The sequence below is a fragment of the [Mycobacterium] stephanolepidis genome (genome assembly GCF_002356335.1).
GTDB classification, from domain to species: Bacteria; Actinomycetota; Actinomycetes; order Mycobacteriales; family Mycobacteriaceae; genus Mycobacterium; species Mycobacterium stephanolepidis.
The window spans coordinates 3,528,631-3,548,638 of the sequence record NZ_AP018165.1 but is presented as its reverse complement, the minus strand read 5'-3'; the positions used below and the strand labels follow the sequence as shown (position 1 = coordinate 3,548,638).

General features: G+C 64.3%; 27 protein-coding genes. 24 read left to right on the top strand and 3 right to left on the bottom strand.

Annotation, left to right across the window (positions count from 1 at the left end; all coding sequences use genetic code 11):
* The 24 genes from MSTE_RS17565 (at position 1) to MSTE_RS17450 (ending at position 18,677) form a co-directional block, all read left to right on the top strand.
* On the top strand, positions 1-396 hold the full coding sequence (locus MSTE_RS17565) for a hypothetical protein (protein ID WP_096503126.1): 396 nt from the start codon (positions 1-3) through the stop codon (positions 394-396).
* Positions 390-1,076: a hypothetical protein gene (locus MSTE_RS17560; RefSeq protein ID WP_096503124.1), complete on the top strand. Its 687-nt coding sequence runs from the start codon at positions 390-392 to the stop codon at positions 1,074-1,076. The genes MSTE_RS17565 and MSTE_RS17560 overlap by 7 nt, the downstream gene beginning before the upstream one ends.
* On the top strand, positions 1,076-1,318 hold the full coding sequence (locus MSTE_RS17555; RefSeq protein ID WP_096503122.1) for a hypothetical protein: 243 nt from the start codon (positions 1,076-1,078) through the stop codon (positions 1,316-1,318). The genes MSTE_RS17560 and MSTE_RS17555 overlap by 1 nt, the downstream gene beginning before the upstream one ends.
* Complete coding sequence (locus MSTE_RS17550) at positions 1,315-1,737, top strand: hypothetical protein (protein WP_096503120.1); 423 nt, start codon at positions 1,315-1,317, stop codon at positions 1,735-1,737. The genes MSTE_RS17555 and MSTE_RS17550 overlap by 4 nt, the downstream gene beginning before the upstream one ends.
* 20 nt (positions 1,738-1,757) lie before the next feature.
* Entirely contained in the window at positions 1,758-2,300 is a 543-nt protein-coding gene (locus tag MSTE_RS17545) for a hypothetical protein (RefSeq protein WP_096503118.1), read from the top strand.
* A gap of 14 nt (positions 2,301-2,314) precedes the next feature.
* The gene (locus MSTE_RS17540) at positions 2,315-2,599 is read left to right on the top strand and encodes a hypothetical protein (RefSeq protein WP_096503116.1); all 285 of its coding nucleotides are present in this window, start codon (positions 2,315-2,317) and stop codon (positions 2,597-2,599) included.
* A complete protein-coding gene (locus MSTE_RS17535; RefSeq protein ID WP_231896913.1) occupies positions 2,514-3,326 on the top strand; it encodes a hypothetical protein in 813 nt (270 codons plus the stop codon). Before MSTE_RS17540 ends, MSTE_RS17535 begins: the two co-directional genes overlap by 86 nt.
* Complete coding sequence (locus MSTE_RS17530) at positions 3,319-3,639, top strand: hypothetical protein (protein WP_231896912.1); 321 nt, start codon at positions 3,319-3,321, stop codon at positions 3,637-3,639. The genes MSTE_RS17535 and MSTE_RS17530 overlap by 8 nt, the downstream gene beginning before the upstream one ends.
* Before the next feature lie 182 nt (positions 3,640-3,821).
* Positions 3,822-7,475 (top strand): phage tail tape measure protein, encoded by a 3,654-nt coding sequence (locus tag MSTE_RS17525; protein WP_096503114.1) that lies wholly within the window; start codon positions 3,822-3,824, stop codon positions 7,473-7,475.
* Complete coding sequence (locus tag MSTE_RS17520; protein WP_096503112.1) at positions 7,475-8,581, top strand: hypothetical protein; 1,107 nt, start codon at positions 7,475-7,477, stop codon at positions 8,579-8,581. The genes MSTE_RS17525 and MSTE_RS17520 overlap by 1 nt, the downstream gene beginning before the upstream one ends.
* Positions 8,578-10,296, top strand: coding sequence for a Gp37-like protein (locus MSTE_RS17515; protein WP_096503110.1), 1,719 nt, complete (start codon positions 8,578-8,580; stop codon positions 10,294-10,296). Before MSTE_RS17520 ends, MSTE_RS17515 begins: the two co-directional genes overlap by 4 nt.
* Positions 10,296-10,853 (top strand): phage gene 29 protein family protein, encoded by a 558-nt coding sequence (locus tag MSTE_RS17510; RefSeq protein WP_096503108.1) that lies wholly within the window; start codon positions 10,296-10,298, stop codon positions 10,851-10,853. The genes MSTE_RS17515 and MSTE_RS17510 overlap by 1 nt, the downstream gene beginning before the upstream one ends.
* Positions 10,850-11,956 (top strand): hypothetical protein, encoded by a 1,107-nt coding sequence (locus MSTE_RS17505; protein WP_096503106.1) that lies wholly within the window; start codon positions 10,850-10,852, stop codon positions 11,954-11,956. The genes MSTE_RS17510 and MSTE_RS17505 overlap by 4 nt, the downstream gene beginning before the upstream one ends.
* Positions 11,956-13,980: a hypothetical protein gene (locus tag MSTE_RS25330; protein WP_096503104.1), complete on the top strand. Its 2,025-nt coding sequence runs from the start codon at positions 11,956-11,958 to the stop codon at positions 13,978-13,980. The genes MSTE_RS17505 and MSTE_RS25330 overlap by 1 nt, the downstream gene beginning before the upstream one ends.
* 18 nt (positions 13,981-13,998) lie before the next feature.
* Positions 13,999-14,310 carry a hypothetical protein gene (locus MSTE_RS17495; RefSeq protein ID WP_096503102.1) on the top strand — a complete coding sequence of 104 codons (312 nt, stop codon included), beginning with the start codon at positions 13,999-14,001 and terminating at the stop codon, positions 14,308-14,310.
* Positions 14,307-14,495, top strand: a complete 189-nt coding sequence (locus MSTE_RS17490; protein WP_096503100.1) for a hypothetical protein — start codon at positions 14,307-14,309, stop codon at positions 14,493-14,495. The genes MSTE_RS17495 and MSTE_RS17490 overlap by 4 nt, the downstream gene beginning before the upstream one ends.
* Positions 14,492-14,641 (top strand): hypothetical protein, encoded by a 150-nt coding sequence (locus MSTE_RS25220; RefSeq protein WP_167455693.1) that lies wholly within the window; start codon positions 14,492-14,494, stop codon positions 14,639-14,641. The genes MSTE_RS17490 and MSTE_RS25220 overlap by 4 nt, the downstream gene beginning before the upstream one ends.
* Positions 14,642-14,699: 58 nt before the next feature.
* Positions 14,700-15,944 (top strand): peptidoglycan recognition protein family protein, encoded by a 1,245-nt coding sequence (locus MSTE_RS24980; protein WP_157997709.1) that lies wholly within the window; start codon positions 14,700-14,702, stop codon positions 15,942-15,944.
* A gap of 1 nt (position 15,945) precedes the next feature.
* A complete protein-coding gene (locus MSTE_RS17475; RefSeq protein WP_096503098.1) occupies positions 15,946-17,079 on the top strand; it encodes a peptidoglycan-binding protein in 1,134 nt (377 codons plus the stop codon).
* A gap of 19 nt (positions 17,080-17,098) precedes the next feature.
* Positions 17,099-17,308, top strand: coding sequence for a phage holin (locus tag MSTE_RS17470; protein ID WP_096503096.1), 210 nt, complete (start codon positions 17,099-17,101; stop codon positions 17,306-17,308).
* The gene (locus tag MSTE_RS17465; RefSeq protein WP_096503094.1) at positions 17,305-17,601 is read left to right on the top strand and encodes a hypothetical protein; all 297 of its coding nucleotides are present in this window, start codon (positions 17,305-17,307) and stop codon (positions 17,599-17,601) included. The genes MSTE_RS17470 and MSTE_RS17465 overlap by 4 nt, the downstream gene beginning before the upstream one ends.
* Positions 17,598-17,804 (top strand): DUF7620 family protein, encoded by a 207-nt coding sequence (locus MSTE_RS17460; RefSeq protein WP_070927108.1) that lies wholly within the window; start codon positions 17,598-17,600, stop codon positions 17,802-17,804. Before MSTE_RS17465 ends, MSTE_RS17460 begins: the two co-directional genes overlap by 4 nt.
* Positions 17,801-18,136: a putative phage holin gene (locus tag MSTE_RS17455; RefSeq protein ID WP_096503092.1), complete on the top strand. Its 336-nt coding sequence runs from the start codon at positions 17,801-17,803 to the stop codon at positions 18,134-18,136. The genes MSTE_RS17460 and MSTE_RS17455 overlap by 4 nt, the downstream gene beginning before the upstream one ends.
* Entirely contained in the window at positions 18,129-18,677 is a 549-nt protein-coding gene (locus tag MSTE_RS17450) for a hypothetical protein (RefSeq protein ID WP_096503090.1), read from the top strand. The genes MSTE_RS17455 and MSTE_RS17450 overlap by 8 nt, the downstream gene beginning before the upstream one ends.
* Positions 18,678-18,689: 12 nt before the next feature.
* On the opposite strand, the gene MSTE_RS17445 is transcribed toward MSTE_RS17450, so the two are convergent.
* The 3 genes from MSTE_RS17445 to MSTE_RS17435 form a co-directional block, all read right to left on the bottom strand.
* Positions 18,690-19,220, bottom strand: a complete 531-nt coding sequence (locus MSTE_RS17445; protein ID WP_096503088.1) for a DUF3558 family protein — start codon at positions 19,218-19,220, stop codon at positions 18,690-18,692.
* A gap of 116 nt (positions 19,221-19,336) precedes the next feature.
* Entirely contained in the window at positions 19,337-19,525 is a 189-nt protein-coding gene (locus tag MSTE_RS17440; protein WP_096503086.1) for a hypothetical protein, read from the bottom strand.
* A 51-nt stretch (positions 19,526-19,576) separates the two neighbouring features.
* Positions 19,577-20,002: an immunity protein YezG family protein gene (locus MSTE_RS17435; RefSeq protein WP_096503084.1), complete on the bottom strand. Its 426-nt coding sequence runs from the start codon at positions 20,000-20,002 to the stop codon at positions 19,577-19,579.
* Positions 20,003-20,008 lie beyond the last annotated feature (6 nt).

Here is a 20,008-nt window from a genome sequence, read left to right as displayed (position 1 = left end):
GTGGCAGATGTAACGCCCTTCTTGTCCGTCACCGAGTTCGAGGGCATGTTCCGCCCTCTGTCGGTGACGGAACGGGCGCTCGCCGAGATCTTGGTTCGGGCAGCCGCCGCATGGATCCGTGATCCGTCGCGGCTGCCCGACCTGCCGGCGACCGATGAGCGTGCCAAGCTCGTCACCTACGACGTCGTCAAGGCCATGTTCGGGCCCGAGGGCGTCACCGATTCTCGGGTGCTGGAACTGACCCGCACCACCGATGACCGCACCACCACGGTCAAGTTGGCGCAAGCCGCTGAAATGCTGGACTTCACCGAGCGTCACCTACAGATGCTGGGACTCTCGCTCACCGCGGCACCGCAGGCCGAGTTCACCGGATACGCGCAGGCCGAGCCATGGTGAGCATGTTCGATCTCGGCCCCGACACGGTGACGCTCGTGAAGCGTGACCCGGTGATCGACGCTGACGCCCCGGTCGTCGACGCCTGGGGACGGCCCACATACACCGAGCGCCGGATCCCGAAGGCGCAGTGCAGCTGGGCAGAGCACCCGGCATTCGAGGACGTCGCGGGCACGCAGGTCGCGGTCGTCAAGGCGGTCGGTCACCTGATCGTGGACGCTGACACCGAAACCCTGACGGCGCGTGACGCTGTCGAGTTCGGGGCGCGCCTGTTCGAAATGCAAGGGCCCGGTGTGCGCCGGGTTGACCTGGACGGCAAGCCCGATCATGTGCGCGCCGAGGGCACGTTCTGTGAAGACGTCAGCCTCGGCGAGCAGGTCACCATCATCGCGGCGGGCGGGCGCAGTGACCGCGGCGCGGTAGCCCCTGACGGGGAGCCGGTCACGGTGATCGCCCGTGCGGTGACCGCCGGTAACCAACGGCAGCGGTTCGGCGCCACCGGTGAAGTCGTCGCCGCCGCATTCACCGTCGTGCTCGACCTCGACACGCAGATCCGGGACCGAGACTGGCTGATCGTGCGCGGCCGTGAATGCCGCGCGCTGGTTGGCGAGCAGCTTTCCCAGTGGGCCGACCGCAATCAGCTTGTGGTGCTGGCGCAGTCGGCGACAGGAGGGATCAGCTGATGGCCAGGCAAGGCAAGTTCCGGCTGAACAAGAAGACCATCGCGTATATCGCGAAGAACGACAAGGGACTCGGCAAGGCTCTCGACGCCGTCGCGAACGCGGCAGCCGCCGATGCTGGCGCGACCGTCGAGGAGTACATCACCGACCGGCAGGTCCGCGGCATCGTCGGATCCAAGGAAGACCAGGCGAAGAACGGGTCGGCGTCGAAAGCGTTCGGCCGGTTGGGGCTGAGGTTGCGATGAGAGAACACGCAGACGCCCGCGGCGCATTCGCCGATGCGCTGGAGACGTTCCTGGCGCTGCCCCCGAACGTGGGACTGTTCGGGGACGCGTGCCGGGTAACGGTCGAGGAAGTGCCACTGGACTGGAGTGTGCGGACCGGCCCGCCACTGGTCACCGTGTACGACGACGGCGGCCCTGAACACTGGCCCATCAAACGTGACCCGACGATCCGGATCACCGTGCGCGCACGGGGCTCTGATCTGGCCGATCGTGTCGCGCGCCGCGTGCATGGCTACCTGCACGACAACTGCCCGCCCGGGATCGCGCACATCTTCCGCACCGGCGGAAGCGTGTTCGTCACCGCGCGGGACACCGACACCGGCGCCGACATGGCGTCGTTCACCGTCGCAGCGGCGGTGCTCACCATCGAAACCGTCTGACAGACAAGGAGACAGCACCAATGGCTGGCAATCCCGACAATGTGAAGATTTATACCGAGGCTGATGTCCTGTTGTGGATGGGTTCGGCGCCTCCGACAGCCGCGGACCTGCCGGCGACGATCACCGATCCGTTCGTGACGACCGCCGGCAAGTGGGGTTTCTTGGGTCTGCTGGTCGGCGACGCGGGTATCGACACCGCCCGCGAATGGGACGAGAAGGACATCACGGCCTGGGGTTACGGCACGATCATCGTCGCGTCGAAGGATTTCAAGCTGACCCGCAAGGTGTCGGCGCTGGAAGACAACGAGGCGATGCAGCGGATCATCCTGCCGGGCTCGACGGAATCGGAAATCGTGGTCCCGGATCCGTTGAACGAGTACATCGCGTTCGAACGGCGCACCGCCAAGGGAGAGATCCGTCGCGAGATCTCAAAGCGGCCCGCGCGGCTGTGGGTGCCGAACATCAAGGACGCCGAAGGCGACGCGACGCCGCGCGAGATCGAGTGCCGGATCTTCCCGGACTCGGCGCGCCGGCTGTTCGCCGCGCAGCAGAGCGCCGCATAGAAAGGGCACTGGACATGAAGACAGTGGAATTGCTTGTCAACAAGCCCGAGTTCCTCAAGGGATCGGTCATCACGGTCGACGACAAGTCGGCCGCGGTGCTGATCGAGAAGCAAGAGGCCAAGGTGTACGACCCGGACGCGGAGTCGGCCGAGGCGGCCGAGCCGCCGAAGGCCAAGCGCCGCAGGGGCCGAGGCAACACCGCGCAGACAGTGAATGTCGTCGAAGCCGACATGCCCAACACCGAGGAGCCGCTCGACAGCGACACCGAGGCTGACGGCGAGGGCGGCGACCACGTCTGATGCCGCACGGCTGGAAGCGCTCGGCGCGACCGAAGCCGAAGTGATGTTCCGCGGCCACACCATCCGGGTTCCCCTGAACCTGGAGGTGTGGCCGCTACACCTTGTACGCCAGAACCCGATCCGGCTCGTCGACTACCTGCTCAACGGTCAAGAAGGCGGGTTCGGCGACGAGGTAACGGTCGACGACTACCGCGAGCTTTCCGACGCGATGGCCGAGGCCGTCGGGGTGTCGCGGCTGCCCGAGACGCCGGACGCCCCGGACCAATGGTTCGGTGGGATACCGACATTGGTCAACATCCTCGAGAACCATGAGGACGATCTAGCCAGTGATCTTCGGCATTTCTGGGGTGTGCGATATGCCGAACGGTTTACGGGCACTTTGTCATTGCGCGAGATCTGGACCTATGTTCGTCGACTGCAACCGACGTCGGCGATCGTGCGCGCACAGAACGGTGGCAAAGAGCAGTGGACGGAACATATGTTTGTTACCGCATCTGTATATCAAGCTCTTACAGGGGAAATCTATCCTGGTCGCCCGCTCAAGCCTGAGGAGCTGGCAAAGGCAATAGAAGCTATGCAAGCGAAAGCCGAACATGTCGCTACCTTGAGAGAGCGCGAGGCCGCTTACGCCGCGCAGTCGTCGCCCACGGCGCCTGCGGTCTCGGCTATGGAACAGGCAATCGCGAACCGGCGACAGGAATTAGGAACCGCTGAAAACCATGGCTAACACCAACCGGCGCGGGGCGAACACCACACCCGAAGACGACGCGGCCAGCACCACCGATGAACCAGACCTGGACAAGGCAACTGTCGAGCTCAAATGGGCTGGACTGACATTCACGATCCCGAAGCGCCGCGGACGTTGGCCCGTGAGCGCTCTGCGTGATTTCGCGCGAGGCCGCAACTACGAAGCTGTCGTGACCCTGATTGGCGGCGAGAAGCCCTGGCAGAAGCTGGCCGAGAAGTGCCCGACCGGCGACGCCTTCGACGAATTCCTCGACTACGTGCGGGGCGTCATCGAAAAGGAGTGCGTGCTGTGAACCCGCGGCGCCCCGGGTATCGGTGGCGCCGACTACGAAGCCGCCCACTCCTGCGTTTGTGGGACAACCAATTCCAATACATCACCCGAATCGAAACACCTCTGTATGTCGAGCCGTGGCCGACCTGGCTGCGGCGGATTGTGCGGCACGCGCTGCACCTGAGGTAAGGCGGATGCCACACCGTGGCAACAGGTTCGGATTTCGGGTACTACACCCTCCCCGTTATCCCGTCCTTCGACGGTATCGAGTCGAAGTCGCAGACGGCGCTGAACCGTGCGGTGGGCGGCCTGGGAACCAAGCTCGGCAAGGACTTCGGAAAGAACCTCGCCGACGGCATCGGCACCTCGACGGCGCAATTAGTACGCGCCTACGACAACGTCACCAAGGTCAAAGACAAGGCCGCCGATGCGACCGGAAAGCTCGCGACCGCCGAGGCCAAACTCCAAGAGCTACAGCGCAAGGGCGCCGCGAACGACCGGATCGTCGCCGCAACTGAAACGCGGAACAAGGCCCGCCGAGACGAGGCCCGCGCGGTCAAGGAAGCCACCGCAGCGCAGTCAGAGTATGACGACTCGCTGAAACGGCACAACAGCGCTAAGGCGTCCGGCGATGTCGATGCCCTTGGATTCAGCTTCGAAGGGATGGCCGGGAAAGCCTCGGTTGCCGCCGCCGCGCTGGGCACGGCGGTCGGTGCTGGGTTGGCCGCTGCAGCGGCGGGCGTAGTCACACTCGGCAAGGAGCTGTACGACCTCGGATCCCAGTTCGATGAGACGTTCGACCGGCTGCAGATCACCACGGGCGCCAGCGGAGGCCAGCTCGACGCACTGGAACTGTCCGTGAAGAACCTGGGCCGTTCTGTTCCGCTGCCGTTTACCGAACTCGGCAAGGTCGTCGGCGAGGTGAACCGCGATTTGCACCTGACTGGGCCGGAACTGGACAGTGTCGCGAAGACCGTTGCGAACCTTGGCCGGCTGACCGGTGAAGCCGTCGATGTCCGCGGGCTGGGCAAGGCATTCCGGTCATTCGGAGTGGAGGCCAAGGACCAGCAGTCGACGCTGGATTCGTTGTTCGGCGCCTATCAGCGCACAGGTATCCCGGTCAATGAGCTGCTTGCGACCGTCACCAAAGCGGGCCCGCCGCTGCGCGCGCTCGGGCTCTCATTCGGGCAAAGCGCCGCGCTCGTTACGTCTCTGGAAGAGGCCGGGCTCGACGCCGACACCATGCTCAAGGGCGGACTGACCAAAAGCCTTGCTGCACTAGCGAAGGGCGGCAAGACCGGCGCAGAGGCGCTGCAGCAGACCATCGCAGAGATTCGGCGCCTTAACGACACCGGCGATGTGGCTGGCGCGCAGAACCTCGCCAACAAGTTCTTCGGCAACAAGGGCGGTGCATCGTTCTTCGACGCGATCAAGTCCGGGGCGTTGGACCTGCAATCGCTGCAGTCGGCGCTGGAATCGACCGGGGCATCGATCAACGACACCGCTGCGGACACGGACGATTTCGAGCAGAAGTGGGAGATTTTCAAGAACAACACCGCGACCGCGCTGGAACCGTTGGCGTCCAGTTTGTTCACGTTCGTCAACGATGGCCTTGGCTCGCTTACCGATTGGGTGCAAGCGCACCAACCGGAGATCATCGGATTCTTCAGTGCAGCCACGCAGGGCGTCATCCTGTTCGGCGAAACGATCCTGCGGATGTCGTCGGACGCGCTGGATGCGTTGTCGTGGCTGGTCGGTGGACTGGGGAACACGGTCGGGTTCACGCTCAAGGCGGCCTCGGCGTTCGCGTCGCTGACGGGCGATAAGGCTGGCGCCCAACGGATGCACGACATGTCCGAGAGCGCGTTCTCGTGGGGCGAGGACATGCGGGGTCTGGCTGACAAGCTCGACGGCGCCGCGAACGGTCTGTTCAATCTGCGCCACCGGGTGCAGGCCACCGGCGAGGAAATGGCCACGGCCGCACGTCTTACTTCGGCGCTCGGTGACGTCACCGCGTCCCTACCCGATGGCAAGACCATCAAGATTTCCGAGAACACCCCCGAGGTTCAGGCCAAGCTCGCCGCACTGGGAATCCAGGTACACGAGTTGCCCGACAAGACAGTCAGCGTCACCGCGAATACCGCTGAGGGACAGAAGATTCTCGAGGCGTGGCGCAAGTCCATCGGCAACGAGACCGCAGAGGTGCCGGTCGGTGCAGACACCACGAAAGCCAAGCAAGACATCGAAGCAATGGTGCGCGGATGGGCAGCGCAAGCACCGCAATTGCCTGTGGCGGTCGGCCCCGCCGGTGCACCGATGCCAGGCTCGGTGTCCTCGTTCATTCCAGCACGGGCAACCGGCGGGATCTTCGACGTGTGGGACTCGGGAGCCTCGTTCGCGAACGGCGGCACCCTGCCCAACCGTGCAGTGATCCAGCCCGCGGTGCCCGGTTCCGGACTGGTGCAGTGGGCCGAACCATCCACCGGTGGTGAGGCATTCATCCCGCTCGACGGCGGAAAACGATCCCTGGACATCTGGTTGGAAACCGGGCGGCGCCTCGGTGCGGTCCAGGGGTTCGAGGTCGGCGGACTGCGCGGCCCGGATGTGATGGCGGCGCAGTCGTTCGTCGGAACCGCCTACAGCCAGGCGAACCGCAACGACTGCTCGGGAATGGTCTCCCGGGTCATCAACCGGGCGATGGGCATGCCAGACGGCGCGCTGATGAACACGAAGAACGCCGAACAGTGGTTGACGGCCCGCGGGTTCCGTCGCGGTATCGGCGGCCCCGGAACCATCACCGTCGGCTGGTACGACCACGGCCCCAACCCGAACGACGGCCACATGGCGATGACGTTGTCCGATGGCACAAACGCCGAATCAGGTGGCTCGCACGGCAATTTCCTTGTCGGCCCTGGCGCGGCCGGCGCGACAAGCCCGCAGTTCGACCAACACATGTACCTGCCGCAGTTGTACGGGGAAGGCCCCGGCGGCATGGGCGGCGGCGGAATGCTCACCGGTGGCGGCGGCGGGATGGGCGGCGGCGGTTACCAGGCCGGCCCACCCGGAAGCACCCCCGGCTATGGACCAGGCGGTGAAACGGGCTACTACCAGGCGGATCCGCGCAAGGTCCGCGAATCCGAGCAACGGGTTCAAGACTCCGATCAACGCGTGAAAGAGGCCGAGGCGCGGCTGCGTGAACTCAAAGCCGACGCCAAGGATTCCGAGAAGCTCTCGGCGCAGGGCGCTCTGGACAAAGCCAAACGTGAAGCCGGAGACGCACGAGCCGACCTCGAGGACGCCAAGCGCGGAAAGTTCACCGCCGCGAAGGAAGCCAAGAGCGCAGCTGGCGGCAAGGGCGGCGGTGACGACGTCGGCGAGCTGGGCAAGATCTTCGGCGGCGGACTCATGGAGACGTTCGGGCTGGACGGCTCGTTCCTGCCGAACATCGAAGACCTTGGCATCGTCAAGTTGGCCAAGGCCATCATGGGCATCAAGTACACCCCTCAGGGCACCGGGTTCGCCGGTGGGCTGCTCGGCGGCGCGGGCGGTGCCGGGGGCATGGGCGGTGCCGGCGGTGGGTTCCCGGGCGCGAGTTTCGATGGTGGCGGGGCCACGTCGAGCCTGCCGTTCGGGATGGTGCCCGAGGTCTCCTCGATGCTGCCCTCACTGTCCGCGGGCGCCGGACATGCCGGGTCGGGGATGCCACCCGGGGTCGGCAATGGGCCGATCGACCAGTCCACGCACGTCACCATCCAGAACCCGCAGGGTGACGAACGCTCGATCGCCGACCGAACCCGCCGCGTCCTGCTGAACACACCGCGCCAGATGACGCACGAGCCCGTCGGCGGTGGCCGCTGATGACGAGCGTGCAACTGATCGGGCCCCGCCGGAACGTGCCGTGGTCCAAGCTGTCCGCCGCTGCACGCGGAGAAGCGGTCTCGTGTGCATGGATCGGGTCGGACGGCCGGTATTGGCCGCTCACCGGGCAACTCGCGGGTAGCGAAGGCGCATTCATCACTGGCCCGATCGACGGCATGGTGCACGTCCCGTTCGAAGGCGTGTGGACCACCCCGGCCTACGGTCCGCCGCGCTTCGAGCGCACCGTCGACGGCCGCCGCGAGATCTCGTTCACGTTGGGTCTGATGTCGGACAGCTCTCTGGGCTGGTACGACACCGAAGCCCGGTTCTGGCGCGGCTGCCGCAAAGACGCCACCGGGTGTTTCACGGTGACAACGCGCCGTCACGGGCAGTTGTGGATCCCGATGCAACTGCTGGAAGCGCCGAAATGCGCGCTGCCGGACGACCCGGCGCTGCAGCGGGTCGCGCTGCACGAAATCATTTTGGCCGCTGACGGGGAGCCGCGCTGGCACCGACCCGACACTGCGCCGCCGCCGTTCATCCGGCCGCCCGGCGGACCGAGCCTCGGATTCATTCGGATCGCGAACCGCTCCACCGAACCGGCGTGGCCGATCTTCTTTGTGCAGGCGTCCAAGACTGCACCGTCGAAGGTGCGCCTCGGTGACGGGCCGAACGCGATCGTGTCGAGCGAAGAGAACCCGTTCGATGACTGGCCGAAACTGTCTCGACTGTTCGGGATCCCGTTCGTCGACGAAATCCTCGGCACGTTCACCCGCACTCGTGACGCGAACATGATCGACGTCCCCGAACTGAACCCCGGGGAGCACTGCGTAATCGACACCGACCCGACGCACCGGATCGCGATCACTGCTCAAGATCCGCCCGACAACCTGGTGAAAAAGTTCATCCGGAACAGCGAATTGCTGAACTGGATCTTGAGTAACTACGGGGATTCGGGGTTGCCGCTGCTGCAGCGGTTCCGCGGTCAGGGATTTTCGGTGCCGATTCCGCCGAAAACTGTTGCCACGATCCCGGTCTCGCATAACCAGGCTGGCGGCAAGATCTGGTGCCAGCTGCCGCAACGCTTCGAAAGCGCGCTCGCGTGACCGCGCCCACCCTCACTCTGGACCCCAAGACGCTCGCAGGCGAGTTCACTCCCGAGTTGCGGATGCATCTGCTGGAGCGCCGCTGGGCGTACATGAACCGCCGCACTAAGGCGCCACTGGTTCGTATCTGGGACAAGGAGTTCCGGTTCATCGCCCGCGTCGAGAACCTCGACAAGTGGGACTGGGAAGAGTTGGCCACCGAGGACGGCGAGGCCAACATCACGTTCTCCGGTAAGGCCAACGATTGGCTCCGGGAAATCATCACCTACCAGATCGGTGACGACGAAGACATTCACATCACCATCGATCCCGACCCGGACAAGCCGCACGATTTCCGGACCCGCTGGGGCGGCAAGGTTCAGGTCATCGAGGACGACGAGGAAGCCGGAAAGGCTGCCGTCACAACACTTAAGTGCATTTCCAATCGACGCCACCTCAAGGGGATCTACCTCGCAGCCAACCCCATCTTCCCGATGGAGGTGCAGCTGCCGAAGATGTTCCTGTGGGGTGGTCCCACGATCACGACCTGCGCAACGGCCATGTTCTTCAACTGCATTCGGCTGTTCACGCTCAACGGATTCTTCCCGGTACCGCGCAACATCTTCGCCCCGGAATCGTGGCTGCAGAACCTCTCGCCGCTGAATTGGCCGGTGCAGATCATGCCTGTTGCAGGTCTGTTCGACCAATCACGTTGGTGCACAATCGGTTCACGCTGGAAGGACTCCCAAACCGTCCTGTCGCCGGTCATGAAGGACGCCGGTGTCATCTGCCGCGCCTACACGTGGCTGCCCGGCGACCCCGCCCCGTACACGATGTTCGGCCCCGAACTCGCCGAAATCCTCAAGCCCACACGCGCATGCGTCATCCTGAGCTTCGAAGACAAGTCCGGCGTGACAGGCCCGACGGGCACCATGCTCGACGGCGCAATCAACCTGTTCGCCGCCACCCTCGATGACCTGATCACCGAGACCCTGATCCCGATCGACGCCGACCACGACGGCGAGGTCGACCCGTTCTTCCGGAAACTGCTGCTGGTTTCCCCGAAGCCGCCGCCATTCGTCTACCGAGACGTCGGATACGGAAACATCCGCCGCCGCAAACTACGGATCTACAAATCGCGTGCCACCGACATCATCGTCGGCGGCAAATCGCCCCAATGGGTCAACCAGGCAATCACGTTCGCGATCCGCTACGGCATATCGCAACTGGCCCAAGTGATCATGGGCGTCGAGGCCGCTGGCGTCGAAGGTCTGGACAACCTGTACCAAGGCCAGCTCGACGACGTGTTCCTGGCGTTCATGCGGTACGTCAACCCGATCCGGTCCGCGAAAACCGGAAGTTACGCCTTCCGTGAGTACTTCAAAAACCCGGGCGGCACCGCATACGTAATCAACGCCATCCAAGAACTGGCCGCCGGCGACTACGAAATGAAGCCGTACCGGTCGATGAAGTTCGACGTCGGCGACGGCCAACCGTACATCCTCGGCGAGGACTTCTGGCTCGGCGATCGTGTCTCAGCGGAAATCCGGGGCGTGGTCTACACCGACCAGATCATGGCGATCAAGGCCGAAGGCGACCGCACCTCGTCGGGCCGGCCCACCGTTTCGTTCGGCGACGACTCCCGCGACGAGGACCCGGTCGCCCGCGGGTTCCGCACCATCGGCAACGTCGCGAACTTCGCGGCCCTCCTGGCAGGAAGCGGGGACATGTTCTGATGAGCAGTCGAAACAAGAAGCAAGGCAAGGTCTTCCCGAAATTCCCGTACGACCGCAAGTTCACGAAGGCTGAACTCGACGAGATCTTCGCCCGGCAGGACCGGCTGTGTGCGGCGTTCCGCGACGCCGTCGGCCCGAACGGATGGGGACTTGGCCTGCCGGAAGACCATTTGCAGCTGCTGATGTTCCACGGCGCGTTGGCCGGCGTCGACGTCGACGACGAGAAGGCATTCATTCGGGCGCGGCGCCTGCCGGATCAGAGCGGACGCCTCGTCGACGCCGTCGAATGGGTCGTCAAGAAGGAAGACACCCCGCGCGCCCGTAGCCGGGATGCGCGCCGTGAAGCACGCGCCCGCGCCAAGGAAATCGACGAGCTGGATCCCGATGTGCGCGACGCCCTGATCGACATGGTCAAACGCAAAGGCCAACGCGTCTACGACCGCGGCCACGCCGAAGTACCTGCCGAGGACCGCGACGAATACACCGCCGACCTGGCCGATCTCGAAGACGAACCCGAAGACCGCGACAGCGACGACACCAAGGAGGACACGCCGTGACGTCTGCACTGATCCCCACCGAGCCGATTTTCCTGGGGGAGAGGGTCATCCGAACCCTGTTCTACGCGGCGCCACGCAACCCAGGCGACCCACAAACCATCATCGGCACATTCACCCTGATGCCCGGCGAGGACAACATCGTCCTCGACGCCATCAAAGGCGACAAGGGCGACCGCGGCGACATGTCGCCGTTCTGGCGCCCGCAGTGGGGCTCGACGATCAACCTGCCTGTCGACCTGCCTGACGACCTCGGTGACGCCGACGCCGGAATGGCCTGGTACATCGCTGGTTACTGGCATATCTGGGATGGCAACGGCTGGCGCATCATCCTGGGCGCGATCCCCGGACCGCCCGGACCCACCCCGATCGTGCACGTCTTCGCGCGCGGGGTGGCGCCGCCGTCGGGTGGCATCACGTATCCGCTGGAGCTGAATGTCGTTCCGGGCGGTACGGATCTGGAGCCGTCGTTCTCGATCGACGTCCCGTTGATTCCAGGCCCGCAAGGAGACAACGCCCGAATCCTCGAGGCCGAGGACTTCGTCGGCCCCATCGAGGACGGCCAAGCCCTCATCTACGACTCCACCCTCGCCAGCGGTGCGGGCGGTATCCGCGGCGGCAGCCCAGTCGGCACCCCAAAGAAGCTCAGTGTCCCCGAGAATTCGTTCACCGGTGGCACGTACGGCTCGACATGGAACATCGTTGCGACGCTCATCGTTCCGGGACAGCCCGCCGCCTATTACCCCGAGGTCGACGGACATCTGCGGTGGAAGCGCAGCGGACTGTTCAACAGCGCACAGATCGAAGTTCAGGTGCGGGCGCTCCCGCAAGGCTCGACCAGCGCACCGGAAACCGGCACGCTGGTCGGGCGCGCCCTGTATGACCCGTCCACTCTGGACGCGGAAACCATCGCACACGTCCGGGAACACTGGTCCGACACCGCGAACCCGTCCCGCGCGATCAGCCCGGAGTCGGGCGAGGGCCGGATCCCGGCCAACACCGCGATGGTCTATTACGTGCTGCTGTACCGCATCGGCGGTAGTGGCTCGGTGGTATTCGCCACGCCCGGTGCCCATCTAGCGATGACGCTGCAGCCGGTGAGCTGATGCCGCGCAGTATCGACAAGTTCCCGGAGAAGCGGGGCGCCGGCGCCGCCTCGCTGAACAACCCGCTGCGCTCACAGCTGGATTGGGAATCGGCGCTCGGCGACACCACCAAACAGGCTGGCGAAAAGATCCGGGGCGCGATCGACGGCGCGATCGATCAAGTGATCGAGTTCATCTATGAGGAAACAGGACTCGACCTGTCCGTCCTATCCGAAATCATCACCTCGCTACCCGGTGGCGGTAACCCGATGGACGAACTGGGCGCGTTCTTCGACGCGTTGCGTGCGTTCTTCCCGTTCGACCTGAATGCGCCCAGTTTCGATCCGGCAGCCGCCGCGGTGGCGTTCATCCAAAACATGCTCACCCCACAGGGGTTGCTCGCCGAACTCGCCGGCGGGAAACTCAAGTCCGGCCAGGAACCACAGCTACTCCTGAACATCAAGGACGCCGTCGGCGGCGGCCTGAACTCGACCATCGTCGCGATCGAGAACCGTCTCCAATTCCTTGGCACGTCAGGTCAATTCCCGGCCGCGCAGCTGTTCGGCGGCATCGCGGCCGGCCTGATTTCCGGGGTGCTTGCTGCCGCACAGGTACCACTCCTGGACGCAAGCAAGATCGGGAGCGGCACATTAGGAACCGGGCTTATACCTGTGCTCGACGCGTCCAAGATTGGGTCAGGCGTGTTCGGCACGGGGCTCATCCCCAATCTCGACGCCGGGAAAATCACTTCGGGCACACTGCTGGGCGCGCTGATCCCCGGCTTGGACGCTTCCAAGATCGTGTCGGGGTCACTCGGCGACGGCATAGTGCCTGGCCTCGGACTGATCCGTGATGCGATCGGGCAGGCAATAGATGGCGGCAGCACCACGGGGTACACGCCAGCGCAGATCAAGGCGAAGCTGCAGGCGTTCCCGGGCGCGAACATCGCGGGCAGTATCGCCGCAACTCTGCTGTCCGGAGTAATCGGCGCAGCCCAGATTCCCGGCTTGGACGCCTCGAAAATCATCTCCGGGCAGTTCGGCAGCAGCGCCATCCCTGACCTGGACGCCGCAAAGATCATCACCGGAACCCTTGTACTGGCACGTATTCCAGGGCTGCCCGCAGGTCAGATCACTTCGGGTGTATTCGGTGCCGGGCTGATTCCCGGGCTGGACGCCAGCAAGATCACTTCCGGTCAGTTCCCGCAGTCGATGCTGAACATCACATCGATACCGGGCAACATCATCACCGGCACGGTCGCTGGCGTGCAAGCACTGCAGGACTCCATTTGGCAGGCGTTCGGCGGTTCCGGTTCGGGCAGCACCACCAACGTCGCGAGCGTCATCAACAACTACCAAACCCGCATCACCGCGTTGGAGGGTGGCGGAACACTCACCAGCTTCGGAGCGAACGGCACCTGGACCAACCCCACCCCGACTGAACACAAACCGTTCATCGTCCGAACCTATGGCGGCGGTGCGGGTGGCGGCAAGAACACCACCACTACAGGGGCACCGGCCGCCAAGGGCGGTTTAGGCGGTGGCTGTGAAGAGAAGACGCTGTACACCGACGAGGTGGCGTCCTCGGTCGCCATCACGGTCGGTGCGGCCACAGCCGGGGCGACAGCAAGCGGCGGCGTACCGGCCGCTGGCGCGGTGTCGAAATTCGGCAGTTACGTCCAAAGCGCACCCGACACCGGAGACCTGAACCTCAAACCAGGTCGCGGCGGAAACGGCGCAAACATGCAGGGCGCCAACGGAATGGAATCCCCGGAGTACGGGGAAGGCAACCGATACGTTTCGCGCTCCGCACCTGGCGCCGGAACCACAGCAGGAACAGCCGGTGCGTCCGCTCCGAGCGGCACGTCCTGCGGCGGTGCCGGCGGTGGCGGTGGAGGCGGCCAATCCGGCAGCCCGGTTACCGGCGCTGCGGGCGGTAACGGTGGCACCCCAGGCGGCGGCGGGGGAGGCGGCGGCCGAGGCGGCACCAACATCGGAAACGGAGGCAACGGAGGCGCTGGCCGCGTCGACGTCATCACGTTCTAACGAAAGGAAAACAGGCCCATGGGAACCGCGACAATCATCGACATCAATCTCGATCACTGGCACCAACCGTCTCATCTTCTGCACCTACAGCCCCCACTCACAAGGTTCAACCCCGAAGACGGTTCCCCGATCTCGCACGAATACGTCATAGCCCACGTCAAAAGCAGCGAAAGCCATTTCGCCGGAGCGGGTATCGATCTGTTTCCCACCAACGCACAAGCCGAATTCGTCAACCCGACCATGGCCACCATCGGCGGCACCACCGAAGAAACACCACTAGCCCAGTACCTCGAGACCTTGGGCTACCAACTGAAAGGGCAGTTCTCATGACTAACGCAGATGATTTCCCGGCGAAGACCGTCAAACAGAACGCAGACGGCCACGTCGCTGTGCGGCGCAACACCGCCGCCGACGACCCTATGGCGTGGGGCGTCATGACTATCGACGCCGGAGGCCATTACGCCAGCAGCGCCGAAGTCGAAGAATGGCCCGTCATCGCTGGACCGCCGTCATGATCACCGCCGTCAAGGTCGGTGCGCTGTGCGGTGCGGTCGCGGCGGCTACAGGGGCTTTGACGTTCGTCGTCGCGACTCATATCGCGCCGGGCGAACGCCAGCGGGATCCACGTCTGGGCGAGCCGCGGGGGCGGTTCGGCTGGTAGTGCTGCGCGGCATCGACACTGCCGCGGCGCTACCTTCCGAAACGGAAAGCGAGACAACATGAACCCGACCACCGAAGACCAAGTCGCGCAGCTCATCGTTGCGGAAGCCAAGGCGCGTGACTACACCCGCGATGAGTGCCTGGCCGTGAAGTCCACGCTCTATCAAGAATCCGAATGGGACGAGGAAGCCTGGGACCCGACGCACACCACTTACGGTGTCGCGCAACAGGACGTCAGCTACGTCTACCGCTTCGACGGCGCCGCAGCCCAGATCAAGGCTTTCTTCGACAAACTCGACATCTGGCGGCGTAAGCCTGGTGCCAGTAGCGACATCTGGCTCAATATCGCGTGGATGCAACAGCGCCCGAACTGGGAGAGCGCGCAGTACTGGTACGACCACGGCCGACGCGCGTACCTCACCGAGATCAAGTCCCGCATCGCCACCGTCACCCCATATCTGGACAAGTACTGGCCCGCCACTGGAGGGAATACCACCGTGCCCGCAGCGCAATTCGACTACGGCATCACGAAAGTGATGCACGGGTTCAACCCGAACACCTCCGATAACGCCACTGGCAACAGCGACGGCCCGCGCGGCTCCACGGCATACGTCGTCCTGCACACCCAGCAGGCCAAGGCGAGCGCGGTCTCACTGGCCAACTTCTGCAACAACAGCTGGAAGACACAGCCCGACAACCCCGTTTCCTACAACCTCGCCCTCGACGACAAGGACACCATCGAGATCGTGCCGGTCGTCGAGGCGCCATGGTCGGCGGCGGCGGCCAACGTTATCGCGGTGCACATCTGCTTCGCGGGCAGCTTCGCCGAATGGCTGGCCGGAAAGTGGCTGGAGACCGACGCCAGCGACGGACTCAACGAAGACGCCATGCTCACCCGTGGCGCCAAGGCCGTCGCGGCGGCATGCCTACAGTTCGGCATGCCGGCCGTCTACGCCGGTGACGGCGGCGTGTCCGGGTGGCCGGTCCTGCCCAAGGGCATTGTCGGACACCGCGACTTCGGAGCACGCGGCGGTGGGCACACCGACCCCGGCAACGGGTTCCCGATGGACGAGTTCCTGCGGCGCGTGCGGGTATTTATGTCGCCGACCGCACCCAGCCAGCCGCCCCCCAAGGTGTTCCCGGGCGACTACACCGACCGCGAGCTGCTGGAGTACATGGCCGCACAGACCGGCCCGGGCCTGGACATCTGGGGCGAGGACGGCGACCTCGGCCGCAACGCGCAAGGGCAACGCCGCACCCTGCGCGCCGGCCTGGCCGCGCTCATGCGCAAGGTCGGGGCCTGACATGGCATGGCAACAGCCGCAACTGGCCGATCCGCTGATGGGCCCGACCGATGAGATCCGCAAGCTGCAACGCCGCCTGCTATTCGCGTACGCCACCAACAGCCGCGCGCACGACGAGGGCGTGATCGTGTCCGGTGTCTTCGACGCGGCGACCGACCGGGCCCTGCGCAACATTCAGCGCTGGCTCGCCGAGCACGAGGACCCGAAGTACAACAGCAAGCCTGGGGTGCTGACCTACGACTGCAAGACCCGGCTCGGTGTCGTGCTCGTCGCACCCAAGGCGTCGACGAAGCGCTTCATGCAGCAGGGCGTCGGGTTCTCCACCGATGCGTTCCTGATGGGCGACCCCACCCACTCCTACGTCGATGCCCGCACCGAGGGCGCCGCCGAGCTGCTACGCCTGGCGTTACCCATGGTCGGGGTGCCCAAGATCTGGATGGGCTACAGCATGGGCGATGACGTGGTGAACACCGCGCTCCTGCAATGGCCCGAAGACCGGCGCGAAGAAATCAAGCTGATCATCGGATTCGGTGGCCCATCCCGGCGCCCGGGCCCGACGCTGCTCGGCAACGATCCGGGCGGCCAAGGTATCTCGGGAGTGTTCGGGCCGGACTGGGCGGCCTCGCGCACCTACCAGTTCACCCACGACGGCGACATGTACCCCAATGCCGTGGGTCTGCTGCCGTGGCTCTACCAGATCTTGACTCGCATGGAGATCTCGCTCGACTTCGCCGCCTACCTGTTCAACCTTTTCGTGTCGACGGTGGGCCGCCAGCTGCTCGGACTGCTGGCCTCGGCGCTCCCGGGGGCCGGCGCGCTGTCGACGGTGGCTGCCCTGGTCACCACCGGGCCGACAAATCAGGTGGGCGGCCAGATCTTGGATGTGATGAGCTTGTTCGCTCTGCTGCCGCAGATCATCCAAACAATCACCGCTGCAATCAGATTCGTGCAGACCAACGCGCACTTTCACTACCACGACCAACCCGAACCGTTCTGGCGCGGCTTGAGCGCCGTGGACTGCGCCGCCCAGATCATCACCGAGAAGGTTCCCAACGCAACGGTATTCACCGTGCCTGGCACCGTCTCATGGTGGAACGACGGCCCACCAGCCTGGACCGCCTGGAAACTGCCCTAGCCGGAAAGGACGAACTGCCATGCTCGACAAGCTCCGTACTGCTCTCACACCCAAGGTGCGCCTATGGCTGTACGCAGTCGCCATTGCACTGTTTTCGCTTCTGCAGTACTACAACCTCGTCGACGACCAGGCCGCGCCGATCTGGCTGAACCTGATCAGCACAGTGTTTGTGATCGGCGGCCAGGCTGTGGCGGTCGCCCACACTCCGCGAGGCGGCAACGGCCAGTGAACTGGTTGAACCCGGCCATGTGGGACGGCATCGGCATTGTGTCGTTCCTGATCGTGTTCGTGGCCGCGTTCGTCACGGCGCAGTTCCGTGGCTGGATAGTGCTCGGTGTGCACCACCGAGAGATCATGGGGCAGAAGGATCGCGAGATCACCGCCCTCGAGAAGCGGTCCGACGAAGACGCCGAGAGTATCGCGAAATTCGCGGCCACGGCGGCGCGGTCCACCGTGGCCGCCGAAGTGCAGCAGTCCATCGTCGAGGCCATCCGCCAACTCGCGCAGGAGCGCACACCATGACCTGGTGGCAGCGCGAGATCGCGACCGCCCGGGAGCGGGCAGACCGCGCCGAGCAGGAACAGGAGAACGCTGTGCAGCGGCGCAAGGAAGCCGAACGCATCGACGAACGAGCCCGGAAAGCCGAAACGGCGCTACGTAAAGAGCTGCAGCTCAACGGTTTCACCGATGCGCTACGCAAGGTGCTGATCGGCGGTGCGGCATGATCCGGGTCGAACTGCTGGCGAACGCCGCTCTTTGCGTGCTGGCCGTTCAAATGGTCGGATACACCGCCACCTACATGCTGGGCTCCCGCGGATGGTGGCGCAGCCGCCTCGGGAAAACGTACGCCGTGAAATCTGTGCTGTTGACGTTGGTGCTGATCCAAAACTCGGCCAGCTCGCTATCCGATCAGGACTACCCCGGACGCAACGGAGTGCGCCTGGCCGTCTACGTCGGCGGCGTCCTCGCAGTCCAAGCTCTCTGGATCATCCTGCGCCGCTACCAACGGCAAGGAGCTGTCACCAACACGGAAGACAAAGGCACCTTCGATGACTGACATCGCAGATATCCCATGGTTCAAATGCATCGGCCTGTACGGCAACATCGTGCCCGACACCCTCGATGCCGGGTATCGCCCCGACCATTTCAAACCATGGGGCGCGATCACGTTCACGCCGCGCGTCGCCGGCCCGGACAACAAGCTAGCGCCCCCGGAGCCGCAGTTCCGGCTGACCACGCACACACCGCCGATCACGCTGCTACTCGTGCCGTTCGAAGCCCGCATCGAAAACGGGGTGCTGAAACTACCTCGCCTGGATGCGCCGGCAGGGGAGAACCCGACACCAGCCGAAATCGATCAGCAGCGCGCCAGCGTGGGCCTGGACATGCTCGCGAATTCGACTGTGCTGCAACTCGGTGAGGGCCACAAGCTGGTGTATCAGGTGCAGTTCGGAACCATGAAGGCGCTGGGCAAGGAACACACCTTCGATTCGTTCTGGTTCGTCGCACCCACCGTCACCGACTTCACCACCGAACCGAGCTGGGTGCCCCCCACGATTGACCTGACAACCGTCGAACGATTCACGCCGGTTATGTAGTTCGCCCGATCCCTATTTTGGAATCTTCGGCAGTGTCCCTTTGGCGATCTCAACTGCCTTGGCGCACAAGTCAATACCAGCCCTCCCGGAATCTCCCCCAAGATTCACGCTGACTGATGATCGCTGGGCAGGCAGGGTGACAACGCACATTTCAGGCTCTTGATGCTGTGCAGCGTCGACCCCGGCGACGGCAATCTTCTTCTCGCCCTTGTCCCACATACTCTGAACGGTGACGTTGCTGACGAACATGTTCAGATTCCATATTTCGGTGTTGCTCGCAGATTCCCATTCGCATCCACGTAGGCCCGTGTTGACCCCGCCGACGGCGTATACCTGCTGGGGCGTCAGCCCCCAATTGCGTAGCTCAGATGGCGTGAACGCGTGGCAGGGATCGAACGTTGTGCCGTCGCTGCGGCCAAGGTCGAGCGGCGCCAGCGCGGAAGTCGGCGCTTCCGACGCTACGGGTTCAGGACGGTCTGGTTGTCCGCAACTGGCGCAGGTGATCGCTAGCGTCAGCGCGCATGCGGCTCGAAGTGATGTCATTCGTTTCCCCCTCTGTTTGATTGGATTCAGTTTTGTTCACCCCCGTGAAGCTGGATCCAAGCTTAGCGCCGTGTGGCATCAAATCGTGGGATTAGAAACGCCGACCTGACCTGCTATTACGAGGCTGGCCTCGCGTCGTGCGGGTCGTCGATCCAATCAGCGGTGTCCAGATGAGTCCACTGGCCGCTTGGGTTGTCACCTTCGGCGACGGCCTGCTCATCGGTCACCGGTGCCGGATAAAAATGGATCGCCCCCGAGCAGGTGGCGCATGTGCCTGTCTTCTGAAAGCGCTTGATCGCAGTCATCGCTCAATAGTGAACGACCGCGCGCCCACAATCCGCGCAGCTCCCAATCGATCAGATAGCCCGCGGGTACCAGGCGGGGATCTGATCGGCTGGACGCGGGTACTTGCTCAGGTCTTCGATGTACGTCTCATCCGTGGGTTGAACCGTCCAATTGGGAAGCTCGTTGTAGTTGTAATCGAACGAGCACTTCCCGTCCGGCTTGGCGGTCAAGGTCACGGAAAGCCATGCACCGTTGCCTTGGGAAGCCATGTATTCGCGAAGCTCTTTGAAGGCGCGGATCATGTCGATTGGAGACTTGACGATGTCCGCCTGGCCGTCATCAGTGGTCACTACGACCTTCGACTCTGCGACAGAACCTGCCTTGCGGTACTCCACCGTCGCCTCACGCCAGCCAGCAGGGAGGGCGTCGAACAGCGGCTTGACGACCTTGGTCTGCGCGTCCCCGAGCTGGACAAGGTACGGCGGTTGGTCAGTCATTCCATC

Bases quoted from the DNA above. Each gene is read 5' to 3' on its own strand.
- MSTE_RS17445 (WP_096503088.1), bottom strand. From the start codon at position 19,220: ATGACATCACTTCGAGCCGCATGCGCGCTGACGCTAGCGATCACCTGC.
- MSTE_RS17460 (WP_070927108.1), top strand. From the start codon at position 17,598: ATGACCTGGTGGCAGCGCGAGATCGCGACCGCCCGGGAGCGGGCAGAC.
- MSTE_RS17440 (WP_096503086.1), bottom strand. From the start codon at position 19,525: ATGACTGCGATCAAGCGCTTTCAGAAGACAGGCACATGCGCCACCTGC.
- MSTE_RS17555 (WP_096503122.1), top strand. From the start codon at position 1,076: ATGGCCAGGCAAGGCAAGTTCCGGCTGAACAAGAAGACCATCGCGTAT.
- MSTE_RS17560 (WP_096503124.1), top strand. From the start codon at position 390: ATGGTGAGCATGTTCGATCTCGGCCCCGACACGGTGACGCTCGTGAAG.
- MSTE_RS17550 (WP_096503120.1), top strand. From the start codon at position 1,315: ATGAGAGAACACGCAGACGCCCGCGGCGCATTCGCCGATGCGCTGGAG.
- MSTE_RS17435 (WP_096503084.1), bottom strand. From the start codon at position 20,002: ATGACTGACCAACCGCCGTACCTTGTCCAGCTCGGGGACGCGCAGACC.
- MSTE_RS17510 (WP_096503108.1), top strand. From the start codon at position 10,296: ATGAGCAGTCGAAACAAGAAGCAAGGCAAGGTCTTCCCGAAATTCCCG.
- MSTE_RS17450 (WP_096503090.1), top strand. From the start codon at position 18,129: ATGACTGACATCGCAGATATCCCATGGTTCAAATGCATCGGCCTGTAC.
- MSTE_RS17530 (WP_231896912.1), top strand. From the start codon at position 3,319: ATGGCTAACACCAACCGGCGCGGGGCGAACACCACACCCGAAGACGAC.
- MSTE_RS17545 (WP_096503118.1), top strand. From the start codon at position 1,758: ATGGCTGGCAATCCCGACAATGTGAAGATTTATACCGAGGCTGATGTC.
- MSTE_RS17470 (WP_096503096.1), top strand. From the start codon at position 17,099: ATGCTCGACAAGCTCCGTACTGCTCTCACACCCAAGGTGCGCCTATGG.
- MSTE_RS17490 (WP_096503100.1), top strand. From the start codon at position 14,307: ATGACTAACGCAGATGATTTCCCGGCGAAGACCGTCAAACAGAACGCA.
- MSTE_RS17455 (WP_096503092.1), top strand. From the start codon at position 17,801: ATGATCCGGGTCGAACTGCTGGCGAACGCCGCTCTTTGCGTGCTGGCC.
- MSTE_RS17520 (WP_096503112.1), top strand. From the start codon at position 7,475: ATGACGAGCGTGCAACTGATCGGGCCCCGCCGGAACGTGCCGTGGTCC.
- MSTE_RS25330 (WP_096503104.1), top strand. From the start codon at position 11,956: ATGCCGCGCAGTATCGACAAGTTCCCGGAGAAGCGGGGCGCCGGCGCC.
- MSTE_RS25220 (WP_167455693.1), top strand. From the start codon at position 14,492: ATGATCACCGCCGTCAAGGTCGGTGCGCTGTGCGGTGCGGTCGCGGCG.
- MSTE_RS17540 (WP_096503116.1), top strand. From the start codon at position 2,315: ATGAAGACAGTGGAATTGCTTGTCAACAAGCCCGAGTTCCTCAAGGGA.
- MSTE_RS24980 (WP_157997709.1), top strand. From the start codon at position 14,700: ATGAACCCGACCACCGAAGACCAAGTCGCGCAGCTCATCGTTGCGGAA.
- MSTE_RS17535 (WP_231896913.1), top strand. From the start codon at position 2,514: ATGTCGTCGAAGCCGACATGCCCAACACCGAGGAGCCGCTCGACAGCG.
- MSTE_RS17495 (WP_096503102.1), top strand. From the start codon at position 13,999: ATGGGAACCGCGACAATCATCGACATCAATCTCGATCACTGGCACCAA.
- MSTE_RS17475 (WP_096503098.1), top strand. From the start codon at position 15,946: ATGGCATGGCAACAGCCGCAACTGGCCGATCCGCTGATGGGCCCGACC.